The 17,096-nt window shown below is 59.4% G+C and carries 15 protein-coding genes; 11 read left to right on the forward strand and 4 right to left on the reverse strand.

The window, feature by feature from the left end:
- The first annotated feature begins 442 nt into the window (after positions 1–442).
- Entirely contained in the window at positions 443–973 is a 531-nt protein-coding gene (locus BM083_RS16805) for a DUF7342 family protein (protein ID WP_089870823.1), read from the forward strand.
- Positions 974–981: 8 nt separating this feature from the next.
- A complete protein-coding gene (locus BM083_RS16810; RefSeq protein ID WP_089870824.1) occupies positions 982–1,416 on the forward strand; it encodes a toxin-antitoxin system TumE family protein in 435 nt (144 codons plus the stop codon).
- An 86-nt stretch (positions 1,417–1,502) separates the two neighbouring features.
- On the opposite strand, the gene BM083_RS16815 is transcribed toward BM083_RS16810, so the two are convergent.
- A complete protein-coding gene (locus BM083_RS16815) occupies positions 1,503–1,664 on the reverse strand; it encodes a hypothetical protein (protein ID WP_245756922.1) in 162 nt (53 codons plus the stop codon).
- 730 nt (positions 1,665–2,394) lie between these two features.
- Here BM083_RS16815 and BM083_RS16820 point away from each other — a divergent pair.
- The 5 genes from BM083_RS16820 (at position 2,395) to BM083_RS16840 (ending at position 9,843) form a co-directional block, all read left to right on the forward strand.
- Positions 2,395–3,537: a DegT/DnrJ/EryC1/StrS family aminotransferase gene (locus BM083_RS16820; RefSeq protein ID WP_089870829.1), complete on the forward strand. Its 1,143-nt coding sequence runs from the start codon at positions 2,395–2,397 to the stop codon at positions 3,535–3,537.
- Positions 3,534–4,958 (forward strand): oligosaccharide flippase family protein, encoded by a 1,425-nt coding sequence (locus BM083_RS16825; RefSeq protein WP_089870830.1) that lies wholly within the window; start codon positions 3,534–3,536, stop codon positions 4,956–4,958. Before BM083_RS16820 ends, BM083_RS16825 begins: the two co-directional genes overlap by 4 nt.
- A gap of 340 nt (positions 4,959–5,298) precedes the next feature.
- On the forward strand, positions 5,299–7,071 hold the full coding sequence (locus BM083_RS16830) for an asparagine synthetase B family protein (protein ID WP_177197672.1): 1,773 nt from the start codon (positions 5,299–5,301) through the stop codon (positions 7,069–7,071).
- Complete coding sequence (locus BM083_RS16835) at positions 7,071–8,681, forward strand: alkaline phosphatase family protein (protein ID WP_089870835.1); 1,611 nt, start codon at positions 7,071–7,073, stop codon at positions 8,679–8,681. Before BM083_RS16830 ends, BM083_RS16835 begins: the two co-directional genes overlap by 1 nt.
- Before the next feature lie 112 nt (positions 8,682–8,793).
- Positions 8,794–9,843 carry a lipid II:glycine glycyltransferase FemX gene (locus BM083_RS16840; protein WP_089870837.1) on the forward strand — a complete coding sequence of 350 codons (1,050 nt, stop codon included), beginning with the start codon at positions 8,794–8,796 and terminating at the stop codon, positions 9,841–9,843.
- 607 nt (positions 9,844–10,450) lie between these two features.
- Here the strand turns inward: BM083_RS16840 and BM083_RS16845 are convergent.
- A complete protein-coding gene (locus BM083_RS16845; RefSeq protein WP_245756923.1) occupies positions 10,451–11,719 on the reverse strand; it encodes a M14 family zinc carboxypeptidase in 1,269 nt (422 codons plus the stop codon).
- Positions 11,720–11,946: 227 nt separating this feature from the next.
- Here BM083_RS16845 and BM083_RS16850 point away from each other — a divergent pair, with 227 nt between their 5' ends.
- Positions 11,947–13,299, forward strand: a complete 1,353-nt coding sequence (locus BM083_RS16850; protein ID WP_089870839.1) for an NRAMP family divalent metal transporter — start codon at positions 11,947–11,949, stop codon at positions 13,297–13,299.
- Positions 13,296–13,859 (forward strand): hypothetical protein, encoded by a 564-nt coding sequence (locus BM083_RS16855; protein WP_089870841.1) that lies wholly within the window; start codon positions 13,296–13,298, stop codon positions 13,857–13,859. Before BM083_RS16850 ends, BM083_RS16855 begins: the two co-directional genes overlap by 4 nt.
- Before the next feature lie 434 nt (positions 13,860–14,293).
- Here BM083_RS16855 and BM083_RS16860 read toward each other — a convergent pair whose 3' ends face one another.
- Positions 14,294–14,629, reverse strand: a complete 336-nt coding sequence (locus BM083_RS16860; protein WP_089870843.1) for a DUF6788 family protein — start codon at positions 14,627–14,629, stop codon at positions 14,294–14,296.
- 422 nt (positions 14,630–15,051) lie between these two features.
- Between BM083_RS16860 and BM083_RS16865 the strand changes: the two genes are divergently transcribed.
- Complete coding sequence (locus tag BM083_RS16865) at positions 15,052–15,459, forward strand: TRAM domain-containing protein (protein WP_089870961.1); 408 nt, start codon at positions 15,052–15,054, stop codon at positions 15,457–15,459.
- Positions 15,460–15,924: 465 nt separating this feature from the next.
- On the opposite strand, the gene BM083_RS16870 is transcribed toward BM083_RS16865, so the two are convergent.
- On the reverse strand, positions 15,925–16,137 hold the full coding sequence (locus BM083_RS16870; protein ID WP_089870845.1) for a heavy-metal-associated domain-containing protein: 213 nt from the start codon (positions 16,135–16,137) through the stop codon (positions 15,925–15,927).
- A 339-nt stretch (positions 16,138–16,476) separates the two neighbouring features.
- Here BM083_RS16870 and BM083_RS16875 point away from each other — a divergent pair, with 339 nt between their 5' ends.
- On the forward strand, positions 16,477–17,034 hold the full coding sequence (locus tag BM083_RS16875) for a hypothetical protein (protein WP_089870848.1): 558 nt from the start codon (positions 16,477–16,479) through the stop codon (positions 17,032–17,034).
- Positions 17,035–17,096 lie beyond the last annotated feature (62 nt).

The following is a 17,096-nucleotide window of genomic DNA, read 5'->3' on the forward strand; positions in this document are numbered from 1 at the left end:
CTCGCAGAGTGGAAGAACACTTACAATCTGGGGTGTGGGTGTTCTGACGCCGAGAAAGAAGTTGGCAGATTCACATTTCCCGCGCTTCTTGGTTCCGACATCACGTCTCTACCATTCATCTGAAACAGCATAACGCTGCTACGCATGGTACCAGGAGTCTTGTGAGCGTCGAGAACACTTACAATCTGGGGTGTGGGTCTCATCGTCGACTCCGAGTTCTCTTCTTCTGTCTCTGTAGTTGATTCTCGTTTGTCGGTGAGTCCAGACTGGGTATAGTTATACACTATAGTTATTTGGTATAGGTAAAGTGGGTCCTTCGGGAACCTGCTACGATTTGCCGCTCAGGGTATGCACCGCCTCAGTGACAAACGAGACTGCGTACGACGAACAGACATTATTCCTCGAAGTAAGAATTATGTACTCAACCGTGTAATCGTACAGTATGCCCAACAGCGAGTCTCCGGATAGTCCACCGCCGTTCGAGGATGCCTTTCGTGGTGACGACGTCGAGCAGCGTATCTACGGTACGATTCTCCAGACTCGTGAACCGACGGCGGCAAGCACCATCGCCACGCGGGCCGACTGTGACCCGAAGACTGCTCGGAAGTATCTGGGCTGGTTCACCGACCTCGGTATCGTCACACGTCACGACGGTCATCCAGCCACGTACGAGCGCAACGACGCGTACTTCGAGTGGCGCCGCATCAACCAGCTTGCGGCCGAACACTCCGTCGAAGACCTCCAGCAGCGCGTCCAAGAGTTGATGGCGCAGATCAACGACTACGAAGCGATGTACGAGGCGTCGACGCCTGCTGCCGTCGACGCCGTCGCCATCTCGGAGACGACCAATCGAACGATAGACGACGTGTACAGCGACCTCGCCGACTGGGCGACGGCGCGCGAAGAGCGCACGCGCTACGAGCGAGCTCGCCAACAACTCGCTAGTGGCGAGACCGAGCAAGCATCCGGGTAGCTGTATCGATGGTCCCACCAGCAGGAGACGGAGCGAGCCCTGCACCTATCGATCTCCCGACTCTCGAGTTTCTTCAGACGCGTCTCCGAGCGACGGCGCAGGTTGCACAGGCGATAGTTACGGACGAGAGCGGGCATCTCGAACTCAGCGTCACACTCACACCGTCGTACTATCCGGAAGCCGTCGAGGAGGCGAGTCTGACCGTCCGCTGGTACACGAACGACGACTTCAAAATTCACTATCGAGAGGTCCATCCAGAGTCGAGCTGGGAGTGTCGGTGGGACCGTCACCCGAACCCTCACAATACTCGAGACCATCTCCATCCTCCACCCACTGCTCCGACGCCCGGCGACGATGCCTCGTGGGCAACTGACTATCGGGACGTGCTTCGGCTCGTCCTCGACGAGATCGAAGAGCGCGTCGCAACGCTGTGGGATGAGTAGACAAGATACCTTTCGCGTGTCTAACGAAATTTGCCTGCCAGTAAGACGGTGAGCGCTCTGTGTCTTGGTCGATGGCCGTCGACGTTTCACCCGGTGAGTCGAAGCTCATCTGTCGATTCGTCGATGTACCCTTTCAGTAACAACTGTTCGAGGAGGTCCCATGCTTCTGGTCGCTCGAAACCGCCTGCAGCGAGGAGGTCGGTTGCTGTCTCGTGCGTGATCGTCTCGTCGCCATCGGCACCTTGCATGACAAGCCCAAGTGCAGCCTCTTGTGACGGCGTTAGTGGAGTCGACGAGTTCTGCATCGGTTCAAGTGCCGTGGGCGACCACCGAGACTGTTGGGACTGTGTCGGTCCCTCGTCTCTCGAAGCTCGTCCGATTTGACGCAGTTATCCTTTCACACCCTGTTCGGCACACGCTGTTTCACAGTTGTCCTGGCTACTCGTCCGTCCGAATCTGCGTCATCGGCGGCTGATCGAAATGAACGTGACAAGGCATCCCCGGTACTCTCGATATCTTTCGACAAGGCGTTCCGTCTGCGCACTTCCGATAACAGAAGTAGTTTCCGTCGGCATCTTGCGGTGGTCTCGTCTCCGTATCGGTCCACTGGAGCATACCCCTTTCTTGTGCCGTCCTCTCAATAGTCATTTTGGCACACTGCTTGAAAATATATGATCGAAAAAGTGTCCACTGTACTCACCGATGTGACGCTACCAACGACGATTCGAGAGCAGAGATGGTGCCAAGAGTCTACTTCTTGTCTGAGGGGGTGACTCCCGACGTGAACTACACGGCGTACTTCTATCTCGTTTCGCTTCACTCTTAGATAGAGCTAAACTCGCAGGTTTCTGAGCCAGACCTCCGAGGCAGCTTACCAAATAAATCGAGACAGTAATCGAAAAACGAGATGTTTACCCACTCTTGACAGATGTGCAACATTCCGTAACAACCATAAGAAAGAGCATCGTCCAACTGAGCATGACTCTCTCTCTTGCGACCAGCGGGTCGAACCGAGCGACTTCGTTCGTGGCCGGGTTCGCTCGATTGTTCGGCGGCGGCGAGTCGGTGGAATACGGCCACTCTGTCACCGAAGTTTTCGCCGACGCATCACCTACTGCGGACTACTGTGGGGCTGGAAAGGTTATCGTTCGAGCGATACTCGACTCCCTGGGTGGCAACCCCGGTGACAACGTCGTCCTCCCCGCGGCGGTCCCTCACGGCCTCGTCGAACCATTCCGTGAACGCGGTGTCGAACCACGATACCACCGTATGACTCAGCGGTTCGGGGCCGACCTTGACGACCTCATAACTCGTATCGACGAAGACACTATCGCCGTCGTACTCGTCCACTACTTCGGGTTCGAGCAACCGGACGCCGCGGCGATTCGAGAGATAGCGGCCGACGCTGGCGTGCCTGTCGTGGAAGACAACTCTCATGCGGCGTTGAGTGCCCCCGGCGGCCGACTGCTCGGCACGACTGACGCGTTTGGGTTCACCAGCCTCCACAAGAGCCTCCCAGTTCCGAACGGAGCGGTGGTGTTCTCGGAATCGACGACAGCACTCGACGACTCGTCGTTCGGCGTCGCAGACCGACCCTCGCTCACCGACGCATGTTTTCTCACTAACTGGATTACCAACCCCTCACTCCAACAGTCCGAAACCACCCACGAGCCTCGACCAGAGATAGCTCGATCGAACCCCGCGTCCGGTGACTGTGAGGAGACGACGTGGCCGGCCCCACCGACACCGTACGAGTCGATGCGGGCCTACGCGGCCGACGACGAACCACTGTCGTGGTTGACCGCCAAACTGCTCTCCGTTCTCTCGGCCGAGTCGATCGTCCATCGTCGCCGCGACGGATACGAACGGTGGTCGGCGACGCTTGACACCGCGCCGATGTACGACCTCACGCCCGGTGTCTGCCCGTGGATATTCCCGGTGGTCGTCGACGACGCTTTGCAACGCGCACGAGAAGTTCCCGATGCGTTCGTGTGGCCACGACTCCCGCGTGACGTGACGCCCGACGACTTTCCCGTCGCTACCGACCTCGCACGTTCGGTTCTCGCCCTTCCCGTCGATCGTCCGAACCAAATTGCCCGACTCGCCAGCGCAGTAGAATGAGCGTCTCGTCTTCGTCGGTTCGGCTGTTCGTGGGCCGTATCGCGACGATGGTCCTGAACTTCGCGGCGCTGGCGTACTTTGCCCGCGCACTAGGGAGCGCCGACCTCGGCGTATTCTTCCTGTTTCAGGCGGCGTTGTCGATGCTCGTGTTGGTCTCAGACATCGGTCTTTCGACCGCCGTCGAGAAGCGCCTGAGCGCGGGCAGCGGCCGAAGTGTCTTCTGGACGGGGGCGATGTTGATGGGCGGTATCGCCAGCGTCCTCTCGCTCGGCCTCGTCCTGTTTCGAGACGTCGCCGCAGGGTTTCTCGGGGCCGACCTCGCACTCACACTCGTCGTCGCTCTGGGTCTCTCTGTCGCCCAACGACTCCTGAACGCCGCACTTCGCGGAGAACTCCGAACCGGCGAACTCGCGAGCCTCACTATCGCCGAGACTGCGGTCCAATACGGCGTGGCCGCAGTCCTCGTCTGGAGCGGATTGGGTGCCGAAGCGCTCGTCGTCGGGGTGCTTCTCGGACTGACCGTTTCGGACCTCTGGGCGCTGGTGAAGGTTCGTCCGGCACCTGCGACCCCGACGAAGGACGACGCCGACTCGCTGTTGGAGTACGCGAAGTACAACGCGATACCCACCGTCGGTCTCCAGGTTCACAACTGGATGGACGTACTGATCATCGGGGTGTTTCTCGCCCAGAGCGACGTCGGAGCGTACGAGGTGGCTTGGCGTGTCGCCGGGGCGACGACGCTGCTCGCCGGCTCTATCGGTCTCGCCATCATGCCACAAGCGAGCGCGTGGGACGCCGAAGGAGCCGGAGACCGTGTGGGCCGACTGGTGAGTGCGACGTTCGTGCCGGCGTTACTGTTCGTTATCCCCGCCGTCGTCGGGGCGCTCGTCATCGGGGCCGACGGTCTCCGGCTCATCTTCGGTAGCGAGTTCGAGCGAGCCTCGCTCGTCCTCGTCGTCCTCATTGCAGGGCAGGCGCCCGCGGCGGTGCAGTCAATCGTCGGCCGGACACTGCTCGGACTGGACCGTCCGAACCTCGTCGCCCGTGCGACTATCGTCTCGATTGTGCTCAACCTCGTGTTGAACGTCGTCCTGGTCGTCCAGATCGGTCTCATCGGTGCGGCGTTGGCGACGACGCTCTCGTTCACCGTCGGGACGATTCTCCGGGTCTGGTATCTCGATGACCTCGTTCCGTTGACGGCTCCGACTCTCGAACTCGGCTGGTGTGGGGTCGCTGCGACGGTGATGGGCGTAGTTCTCTTCGTACTCGACAGATTCGTTACTATCGAATCGATTACTGTTTTACTCGGGTTCGTCCTGCTAGGAAGCACGATATACGGACTCGTCTTAGTTGCACACCCGTCGGTTCGTCGTACACTCCTCCGATACGCACGGTCTGTCGTTCCTGGAGTGGCTGGATAACACTTACAGCGTGTCGGAGGTCTGTGAATCACGTCGATTACACCGCCTCCGAAATCCTCTCTATATCGAATCTGTTCTCCCACTAAGTCGGTAGAAGCGAACGAAACAGTGGGGAACGGTTCTATAAGAGACGTATAACAAAGCCTCTCTTGGTGGTTGTCGGAGAGGTATGGTAGACAGCCTCTCAACTGCTGTTGTCGGAGACGTAGGCTTGTGTGGGTGCTTCGGCACCGAAGACCCTATCGTCCGAGACTCGCTCTCGAGTCCGAGGTGGACGGGTGCCACACGGACCGCGACTGATGACGGCGAACTCACCGTGGCGAGCACGACTCATCGGAGGATGGAGACTGACCCCCCCGCCACCACAGCCGACGACACGGCTTCACTGTGGCTCTGGGGGACGGTCTGGGGCTACGAAGCCGAGCGGTACGTCGCGACGGACCCGTCGCGTTCGGTGGAGGTGTGTGCGGACCTCTACGACAAATACGGCACCGAATTCGTCGACCGTCTCAACGGTCGGTTTCTGGTGCTGGTCTACGACCATCTCGACGGTGATTTCCACGTCGCCACGGATAACCTCGGCAGCCATCCTCTCTACACGGCGTCGAGTGGCGACGGCGTAGTGTTCTCGACTGACCTCCAGCATCTCGCTCGAATCGCGGACGCCCCGGTCGACGGGCGACTGATGGCGGAGTATCTGACGACGGGCCGTGTCAGTGGCTGTCTGACTCCTTTCACCGGTATCGAGGAGGTCCCACCAGGAACTGTCGAGACGTACGTCTCTGGGGAGCAGCCGACACGCCGGCGCTACTGGAAGCCTCGGTACCGACCGCTCGACAAGCCGTTCTCGTGGTTCGTCGACCGATTCGTCGAGCGATTTCAGACGGTGATGGACGACTACAACCGCCCGGACAAGCGACACGGCGTCCTCTTGAGCGGCGGCAGCGACTCGCGCCTCCTGGTGGCGTCGCCTCCGTCGTCCGCCACCGCTTATCACATGTCCGACTGGGAGGGCCCCGAGACGCGAGTCGCAAAGCAGTCCGCAGAGATCGCCGGCGTCCCCTACGTCTGGTTACGTCGTGAACGCGACCACCACCGTCGCGCACTCGACGTCAACCCGGCGATGATGAACTTCTACGGTCGATTCGACCAGGCACACACGACCGGCTTTCACACCAAACTCCGCGAGGAGTGTGACGTGTTGGTCTCCGGGCTGTACGCCGATACGTTCTTCAAAGGCGGGGCGATTCCGAAACAGTCGGTTCAGTTCGGCCCCCTGGGTGACTTGGACCTTCCAGTAGAGACATCCATCGAGAGCATCGAGGATTTCCTCGACGTCGTCGATCAACCGTTTCCCGAGTACCTCTCGGAGAGCGGGTCGCTCGCAGACGTGATCCGTCCGGACCTCCGCAGGACCAGCGAGGGAATCGAGTACCGAGGCGTGTGCTACCCCTCGTTGTCGGAACTGGCGGCGTGCTGGGAGTTCTATCCGATGTCGAACGACCCCGACCTGTTCTACTACGGGTTGACGAAGACGATGCCACACTGGACCCCGTTTCTCGACAACCGTCTCATCGAACTCTCGCTGGCGATGCCGTGGCGCTACCAACTTCGACGGAACATTATCAACGCCGCACTCAGCCGTATCGCGCCGGACCTCGCCAGTATCCCCAACGCACGAACCGGTATCGCAGTCTCTTGGCCGTTCCCAATTCAGTACGCCGCTGCCCGAGCGACATCGCTCCGTCGCCAACTGCTGCCCGGCGAACCGCCGAAGCAGTACCTCGGCTACGGTCCGTGGACACCGCACGCCAAACTCCTCCAGACCGAGAGTTTCGGCATCGAGACGCTCGTCCAGAACTGGGCGGTCATCGAGTCGCTCCCGTATCTTTCCCGCGAGGGGGTGTTGGAGTGCTACCGCGACCACATGGTCAACGGGAACCGACAGTTCGAGCTATACATCCTCCTCGGCATGCTTCGGATGCCGCTCACCACGCATCTCGCTAAACGGTACGCCGGTCAGACATCGGTCCTCGACGACGACCACGACGGGATAGAACGGTTGCCCGAGAACTTCTCGAATATCTCTCTCGACAACGTGGAGGACCAGTGATGGATACGTTACTCGTCGGTATCGACGCCGCCTGCGGACCGGTGTTGGACCCGCTGTTCGAAGCAGGTGCGCTGCCTGCTCTCGCATCGCTCGTCGAGGACGGGACGAGCGGTCCACTCGAATCACAGTTGCCACCGTGGACGCCGAGTGCCTGGCCCTCGCTCTACACAGGGACAAACCCGGGACGCCACGGCGCGTACAGCTTTCTCACGTACGACGGCTACGATTGGGACGTCGTCGACGCCCACGCCGTCCGTGAACCGTCGCTCTGGGAACTCCTCGATGCACACGGTCTGTCGAGTGTCGTCGTCAACGTCCCCGTCACCTGTCCGCCTGCCACAATCGACGGGGCGGTGGTTCCGGGGTTCACGGCACCGGAAGACCCGCCGTGCCACCCCGAGGGCATCCTCGACGACGTTCGGGAGGCCATCGGTGAGTACACCGTCTACGGGAGCACCGAGTTCGCCGACGCCGACCGCGAGGAACGACGTGCGGAGTACACCGCACTCGTTCGTTCGCGAGGGGCGGCGTTTCGATATCTCGCCGACCGATTCGACCCCGACTTCGGATTCGTCCAGTTCCAACAGTCCGACACCGTCGTCCACGACTTCCCCGGTGACCGTGACCTGTTGGAGACGGTTTATCGCGCCATCGACGACGAACTCGGCGAGACGCTCGCCGCCTGTGACCCGAACCTCGTCGTCGTCGCCTCCGACCACGGCATCGGTCCCTACGACGGTTACGAGTTCTGTGTCAACGAGTTCCTCCGGCGTGAGGGATACGTTGAGACGACTCGCGAAGGGGACTCGCCGTCGTGGGTCCCCATCTGGCGAGACAACTTGCGTGCCGACGCGGGCGAGTCGACGACGTCGGTGGACCCGAGTCTCACCACACGGGCGCTCGACACGGCCGGTGCGGTCGGTCTCTCGCCGGCACGAGTCGCCACCCTTCTCGACCGTGTCGGCTTACTCGAAGCGGCGATGCGGGTCGTCCCTGACAGCGTCCGCCGACAGACGGGCGCGAACGAGACTGTCGACTTCGCGGCGTCGACGGCGTACTGTCGACTTCCGGTCGAACTCGGCATTCGACTCAACGTCGCCGGCCGAGAACCCGAAGGTGTCGTCGACCCCGCTCAGTACGAGTCTGTCCGTGCCGAGTTGATGACGACGCTCCGAAACGTCGAGACGCCGGACGGAGAGTTAGTCTTCGAGTCGGTTCTCCCTCGCGAGGAGGTGTTTCACGGTCCAGAACTCGACGACGCGGTGGACATCGTCACCGTCCCGAGTGAGTTCGACCACCTCGCGAGTGCACGAGTCGGGGGCGACGTGTTCGTCCCACCACACGAACCGTGGAATCACAAGCGCTACGGCTTCGTCGCCGTCGGTGGCCCCGACGCTCCCGCGACCAATCTGACCGACACTCACCTCCTCGACGTTGCGCCGACGGTGTTGTCGTCGCTCGGTGTCCCGTTGTCGGACCGGATGGACGGCGACGTCCTCCCCGGGTTCACCGCTCCCGGCACCGAGACGTACCCACGGGCGGCCCACGACTCACACGGACGGTCGACGGCCCACGTCAAGAACCGACTCGCCGACCTCGGTTATCTATGACCGGGAGCGCTCACAGCATGTCACACGCCACTCGGTACGAACCTCGACACCGTCCCCGAACTATATTAGCATCGTCTCCGAACATCGATATGTCCGACACACACAACCCACAATGAGTATCTCCATCTCCCGCATCGACGAAAGTGAATCAACGACTTGGAACGACTACGTAGACCGGTTCCCCGGTACCAACCCTTTCCATCGCTGGGAGGGATTACAGACCGTCGCGGACTACTCGGGGTGCCGACTCCATCCGCTCGTCGGTTACAACGGAAACCAACCCGTCGCGCTCGTCCCACTGTACGAACGTTCGGCGCGGGGAAGGACACTCGTCAGGAGTCCACCGCGACTCGTCGAGAGTTTCCCGCTCGGGCCGGTGTTCGCCCCACCGGGTGGGATGAAACGACGAAAGACCGAACGGAACAGAACCGAGTTCGTCGACGCCGTCCAGACGTGGCTCGACGAACACGTCGACCCATCGTACGTCCATATCCGTGCAGGACCAGTGGTTAGCGACGTACGTACGTTCCAGTGGAACGGCTACGACGCTACGCCGTTCTACACGTACTTCCTCGACCTCACGCCGGACCCGGACGATTTGCTGGCGTCGTTCAGCCGCGACGCACGGACGAACGTCCGCGACGCCGAGGAATCCGGTGTGACGGTTCGAGAGGGTGACAAAACCGACGTCAAACGAATCATTCGGCAAGTCGAGCGTCGACATCACGAACAGGACGAATCGTATCCGATGCCGGTACCGTTCGTCGCCGACTGCTATAGCCGACTTCCCGAGGGCGCTGTCCGCGCGTACGTCGCCGAGATGGACGGTGAGATGGTCTCGGGAATTGTGACGCTCGAGACCGAGGACGTCATCTATCGGTGGCAGGGCGGCGTCAAGTACGGTGGGGACGCTCCCACGACGGACCTCTTAGACTGGCACATCATGCAGGCCGCCCGTGACCGTGGTATCGAGCAGTACGACCTGGTCGGAGCGAACATGCGACGCCTCTGTGGGTACAAGGCGAAGTTCTCCCCGGAACCAGTCGTCTACTACAACCTCACACGACACGACCGTCTCCACCAGTTCCTCACCGACGCGCAGTCACTGGCCGATGGTCTCGTACACGGCTTCGAGACGCTTCGCCACCGGGTAGACCGATAGTCGGCACCGGTACCGGTGACGGTACCGACGCCGTTCGCTCTATCTCGTCGGTCTGCTCGAATTCACAGCAGACGTCTCATCGTTCGATAGCTTCTGACCGATTGTAGACGGCAGCGGCGAGTGAATCTCGTGAGACGGTTATTAGTACTGCTCTATACTCCACTTTTATTCGGATAAGTGTACCATTAATAACTGACAATGAAACAAGAAATTGCTCTGACTTTTGTAATTGATATTATTAAAGAGAAGAACTCTGTTCACATGATATCTCTGCTCGGACTGTGGCGTAGGCTACTAACTTACGAGAACTGGTAACAAACTCTGTAATCGACCACCGCAGACTCGCAGATAACTATACGAAATTTAACACGAATCCACTCGTATCCGCCTGGGAGTTAGAACACATATCCCGAATGTTTACAAAAATAGGACTGTAATTGTAAATTGAAAGTCACTACTCGCTACTCGTCCGGTGCGGTCAGACTATAGTAGTCCGACTCTTATTCGGCTAGCGAAAGCGACTCAGTGTGTACTATCGGATGTCGAGCGGGTGGTCTCCTGATTGGGAAGTGACTACGCTCGAAGAGTGAAATCGGTCGAGAGAGGCCTACTCTACGTAGCGGTCCGCTTCACCCTCGACGGTCACGCTACTTCCACGACCCGGAATCTCTTCGACCTTCGAAGGGTCGACGTCGGTCAGCGAGCCATCGGCCGTCGCTTTCACCGCTGTGAGGAACGCCTCGGCGACGTGCTGAATTCGGTAGAGACGATCACCGAGCGTCCCCGCAGAGACTTCGAAGAGGACGCTTCCCATACCCCGAAGACCGAAGCCGTTTCGCGCGATACCGGCGTAAGTCCCGCCAGGATACCACGTCGAGTTCGGAGTGTGCTCGTCGCCAACTGTCAGCACGTCGGTGTCGCTCTCGGTCGTTATCGCGTCGTACATCGTATAGACGAGTTGCTTCGAGAGATTTCGTGCATCCTCTGGCACGTCTTCGTTGATCGGCCAGAACAGCGACGACGTGACGATGTGACCGGCACCCGGGTCGTTAGGGTCTGGGGGGTACATCTCTTCCTCACCGAGTTCGCCGTCGATGTACTGCTGACGGTCGACGAACTTCAAGTCCTCGTCGACGACGTACTCGCCTTGACGGTGGAAGTCGATGATCCACTCGGTATCGAGGTCTTCGACCCGACTGTCGACGGCCACTGCCTCCGGAACGGGATTTTCGGGGAACTTCTCGGGATAGCTCTGGTACAAGTCGCTATCCTCCCACTCGGGCCAGTGATACCGATTGACGTCCCAACCGACGAACGGGGTGTCGGCGGCGAAGATCCCGATATCCGCTCCGAAGATGTCGGCACCGGCCGCCGCAGGTGCGTCCGTATCGACGTTGTATCGCTGTCGAGCGACGAAGCCGTCCGGATTCACTCGAGGGACCAGATGGACCGTCAGTTCCTTCCGAACTTTCTTGACTGCAGTGGTGTCAGCACACGCCAGATACTGCAACGCCGCGATGGTCCCCTCGGCCATTATCAACTCGTCGCCGTGCTGTTGTGCGATCACCATCACGTCGGTCGGTCCGCTTCCGACGGATGCCTCCCAGAGCGGTCGACCTTGATTCGATTCGCCGATCGTCGTGACAGAGACGTTCTCGATAGACCGTAGGAGCTTCTCGAGTTCGTCGTTGTCGAGGAGATCGTCGTTCTGGAGGAAGTCCGGATCGTACTCGGTATCACCGTCGAGGGCGTCCGGAAGAGCTGTCTGTTCGTCTTTCTCGTCGTTGTTCTCGTGACCGCTGGCCTGTGAGCTGAAGACGCTTGCGCCTGCGAGGCTTCCGAGCGTCCCCAAAAACTTTCGACGTTCTATTGTCATCTTACCACAGTATCATGTGCAGCACAGTTGGGTTATATCTAGGGTTATATGGTGATAATTATATTATTAACGCGGACAGTAGCTAACTCAATATTTTTCGACCCCGAGTAACTCGTAATCGATTCTAGCCACGTGCTCTCGATGACTCTCACGAAGAAACAGGTGTGATTACTTGGTAATATTCTCAACCGATAATGCTATTATAGTAGACCGACGAGTCGATATCCATGAGCGAAGAAACGCGGTACGATGTGTGGGCCTCCACCCGTGGCAGACTCGGTCACCATCTCACCGAGATGGGTCCGTCGTGGGTTGCCGGCGCCGTCGCCGCCGGTCCAGCGACGATGGCGAGTCTCCTCACAGCGGGTGCGACGTTCGGCTACGACCTCCTCTGGGTCGTTATCCTCTCTGCGATTCTCGGTGCAACCGCACAGTATCTCGCGATGCGACTCGGGCTCCTAACCGAGTCGGGAATCGTCTCGGTCGTCGAGTCGGCGCTCGGTGGAAAGTGGGCTTGGCTTCTCGTCGCCGACGTCGTCCTTGCAGCTGGGCTCGCACAACTCGTCATCATGAAGACGGTCGCCAGTGTCTCTGAGACCGTGACCGGTATCGACGGACGACTCTGGGCCGTCGCGTGGGCGGTCGTGCTTGCAGTCGGCCTCGCTGGTCGCGGCTACCGTGTTATCGAGGTCGGCGCCAAGGTACTCGTCAGCATAGTCGTCGTCGCCTTCCTCGCTTCAGCGCTCATCGTTCCTCTCGACTCGGGTGCAGCAGTGAGCGGGCTGGTTCCGACCATCGACGGCGGAGTCGACAAGGCACTCGTCGCAGCAGGTATCCTCGGTGGTGCCGTACATATCACGCTCGTCACGATGCAGTCGTACACGATGCGAGCGCGCGAGTGGACTCGCGAGAACTACGGTCTCGCGACGTTCGATATCGGAGCCTCGATGCTCGTCGCATTCGGCGTCTATAGCCTTGCCATCTTCCTCGTGGCTGCGGGCGTCCTCCACACGTCCGGGGTCCAAGCGGCGGAGTTGACTGCGATCTCAGCGTCGCAAGCGCTGGGGCCACTGGTCGGTGCCAACGCAGAGTGGTTGTTCCTCCTCGGTCTCTGGGGAGCGTCCGTCTCCACGCTCGGAGGTAACACCGTGGTGCCGCCGTATCTCGTCGCTGACAAACTCGGCTGGGAGACTGACGTCTCGGACTATCGATACCGGAGTCTGCTCGCCGCTGTCGCGCTGCTCAGTGCGGGCGGTGTGTTCGTCGGCGGTTCGTTCTTCCCGCTTCTCGTACTCGTCTTGGCGTTCGGACTCGTCGGGACGCCGTTCGCGCTCGTTCTCGTCCTCTATCTCCTGAACAAACCCGACGTCGTTTCAGTCCAGAACTCTCGGGCAGCCAACGTCGGTGGTCTGGTTCTCGTCGGGGTCACGTCCGTTCTCGCAGCATCGTTCGTTCGCGAGCAGGTCGCAAGCGGGGTCGGCGACCCAACGACGCTGTTCGTCCTCGTGTTCACCGTCGTACTCGGTTCGCCCACGGTCGGTCTCGGTGTCAAGTTTGGCCAGGAGGAAGTCTTCGCATGAACGACGGTCTGCCGTTTCCACTCTCTGGGTCAACACTGGTGACCGGTCCGTCCAACGTCGGTAAGACCCGATTGACGGCTCGTGCACTCGACGAGTGGGTCTCTGCGCACTCTCCCGATGCTGTCGTAGTGTTCGAATTCGGCCCGGAGTACGAACACGGCGGGCGAATCCTGGGTCGACGGCTCTCACGATTCACCGACATCCCCGACGAAGTGTGCTACAGCGTCTTGGACGCACGCGCACCGAGGGCCGAAAGCACGAGTGAAACAGAGCTACTTCAGCTTGCGAGAGAGAACGCCACCGGTGCCGAACGCCTCCTCGACCGTGCTCCACAGAGTCCCGTTGCCGTCTTCGTCAACGACACCACCATCGGGTTTCAACACGAAGAGAGCGACGTCAACCGGCTCCTTGCGTACTGTGCCAGGGCACGATGCTCGGTCCTCAACGCGTTCGAAAGCGACGAACTCGGCACCGATGACCCTGTGTCTCGTCAAGAACACGCTACTCTGGAGTATCTCAAAGCGTGTACCGACCGAACAGTGACGCTCGGAACAGACTGACCCCACTCGTCGCTGCATCGTCAGATGCGTCTCTAGCGAGCAACCACAGAAACAGGAGGGGCCGCTCGTCGAGGAGTGTGAGTTGTGAGGATACGATCGAAACACGCGGCGAGGGGAAGACGGTATCGCAGAGGTCGAACACGGCTACGTCGTCGTCGACAGCGACTCGACTCAGCTTGGGGAAGCCATCGTGAATAGACACTCCTGCTACGAGACTGAAATAGTTGGACTTCTTGGGTCAGTTGTCTCTCGTTCGCAGTGGTAGGAGAGATGACCTTTCACTTACTCTCGCTACCGAGTGGCTGCACACGTGGACTACCGAACGTGGCTAGTCTCTCCGCAGACGATACCGTCCACGATGTACTTTCGGACGACTACGAGTAGCGCGTTGCTCGAGAACCAGGTGAAACTACACTCCTACACATCTTCGCCAACTACCTCTCCGACCCAACCGGTCCTTTGTACTTCGACTTGACTTTCTCTCCCTCGCGCCACTGCCAGTAGTAGTAGCGGTTGTCGTTGATGTCTTTCACCGTGATTGTCGCTTTCGAGGGAACGTCGTCGGGGAAATCGTCTGATTCCGCTTCGACGTATTCATCTTGTCCGTCCTGCCCGTCCCATTCTGTGAGTTGCGCTTCGCGTTCGCGATGCTCGGCGAATTCGTCGGCGTATCGAGCGATATCTCGAAGCACGTTCGGAGACTGGTCGGTAAGTTTCTCGGCGATACTGCCTGGTATCTCCTCCGGAAGCGTTGGTAGGGAGTCGGACATGGTCACGTCGTGTTAACCAACACAGACGCCGACGGCAAAGATTCGTTGGTTAAGTAGGCCGTGCCAGTGTCGACCGAACCTTCGAGTGGTCCAATTACCTCTGTCGAGCTGTTGTTGCTCGGTCAAGTGGCTCACGCCTTACAGCTGTATCGTCCGATTCCCGCGTAGCGAGGTGGGACGCCGACCCACTCGCATCGAGAGGCCTGGACGTCGACGAGGCGTACTCGCTGGTCAATTCCAGTATAGTCCCTGAAACACACGTCTCCAAGAAGAAATCGACCCATCACTCCAAGTTCATCCGTCGCGTCAGTCAGTTATCGGTTTCGTGGTGACCGTTCTTGTATCCGAATTGTACTTTCGCGTGCTGCTAATCACCAGATTAAGATATGAGAACGACAAAATTCTACGGACGAGAGTTACAGATGCAAATTCCAGACAACTTACTCTGTCTCTTCAGTGCTCGTGTAGATGAGCAGCGAGACTCGTACGTTCTCGAAGTGCCGAAACAGGAAGTGACAACAGGCGGTGTCCAAGTGGGGGATGTTCACCGCGTGGCTGTCTTTGCGACTGACACTACCGACGACACTCCAACATCCCACGAAACGGTGCAGAATCGGGAGCGTCTCGCACCGGTCGAGAAAGGCGACCAGCGAACTGTAGATATCGAAGATATCGGAGAACAAGGCGATGGCATCGCCCGTACCGACCGTGGATACGTTCTTATCGTCCCGGACACTGAACAAGGTGAACGAGTCACTGTCGAAGTCACTGACGTGAGCGAGTCAGTCGGTTTCGCAGACGTGGTCGAGCGAAAACCCTACTACGAATAGCCGAAACTGGATACCGATTTTGATACATATGTGACGCTCAGAGAGACTGTTGACTTCTTCGAACGCACTCCTCGAGAGCACTCGGTCTGTATCCTGTCAGAGTCGAATCAACGACCGCTCGCTTGTGAGGTCAGTCGTGCTTTTGAGTACCCGGTGACAGCAAATCCGTGCTCAGACCCAGCGCAAGCGGGGAGTACTTCCTGAACATCATCGGTCTACTCTATCAACCGATTACGGGGCCAGTCGTCAACGTTCGAGGGGATAACTCGTCGCACTCAGTGAAAGTAGAGCAACCAGAGATGGTGTTAGAGTTCTTCGTGTAGCCAATCTGCAAGGTTCTCTATGACGAACTGGCAACTCGAACCGCGAGGAGAGCGCACACATCGGTCCGGAGAACGACCTCAGCGAGCACAGATTGTAGTGCCGCACTGTCAGAACGCAGCGGTCGGCGTACGATGGTCGAGGTTACTCTATCTCGTATCCAAGGTCGTGGACGGCCCTCGTGACTGCCTCTTCGGAGGTCAAATCGTGGTCGAACCGAATGGTCGTCTCGCCACTCTCGTCGTCGACTTCTATGCCCATCACTCCTTCCACGTTCTCCAACTCCGTTCGAATCCTTCGACTCTCGTCCTCGGACTGCAGTTCTCGGACGGTGAAGGTCACTTCGTTCACGGCCATAGTCTCCCTTCGTGTTCCGCTGCAATCACTCTACCTGCGGTGGCATCGGCGGACGTCCGTCGAAGGAACACCCGGTACGGGAGTGTCGAACGAATACCGCAAAGAGTCCGAAACGGAGTCGACCGGGCCCTGCGGACTTTCGGGTGGCACTTCGACACGACCCAAACACCGACTGTCCCCATGCAAGCCGGAGGAGTCAGAAGAACAGACAACAGTAGTACTCTAGAAACGTCAACGCGCTCCGAAACCACTGTTTCCAGATGCTTCGCTTAGTCCGACAACCGTCTAGGACGCACCGTGGCGGCAGAGCTAACTACTCACCCGACGACTGACCGCGAGATGAAATCTCCACCCCACGAGGTCAACCGCTCGGACGTCCACCCCCGCGCCGACCACCGTTTCCTCTCGCCCGGAACGCTGATTCGGGCGTGTCTCCGAGGTTGCACGGGCGGCCTCATTGCTACCCTCGTGATGACGTTGTACCGAATGCCGATATTCCGGGCACTCCCGCCCACCGCGGAGTTCTGGGCACAGTACCTCGGCGGCGGCGAGGCCGAACAGTACCCGCTCGAAGGCTTCGCTCTCCATCTTCTCTACGGCACGGCCGCAGGTGCGGTGTTCGGGCCGGTGTTTACCGTTTGCAACGCCCGAACGACGGTCAACCGCGACGCAGTGGGCGTCGCCGTCGGGTTGGTGTACGGACTCGCTCTATCAGCGTTCGGAACGCGAGTCGTCTTCCGACACGTACTGAATCAGGAACTGGAACCCGAACACGTCCTCGTCTTCCACGTCGGCCACGCCATCTACGGATTGACACTCGGGACGTGGCTGAGTTCCAGAGAGCGACTTGGCGACGTGTACGAGAAGGCGGAACCGTCACCTACGTCCAAGCGTTGATTCGAGCGACGGGCGCACGACAGCGCGACCCTTCACCATCGCGGATAGTCACACCGCGTCGG

This window comes from Halogranum rubrum (assembly GCF_900114455.1).
Taxonomy (GTDB): domain Archaea; phylum Halobacteriota; class Halobacteria; order Halobacteriales; family Haloferacaceae; genus Halogranum; species Halogranum rubrum.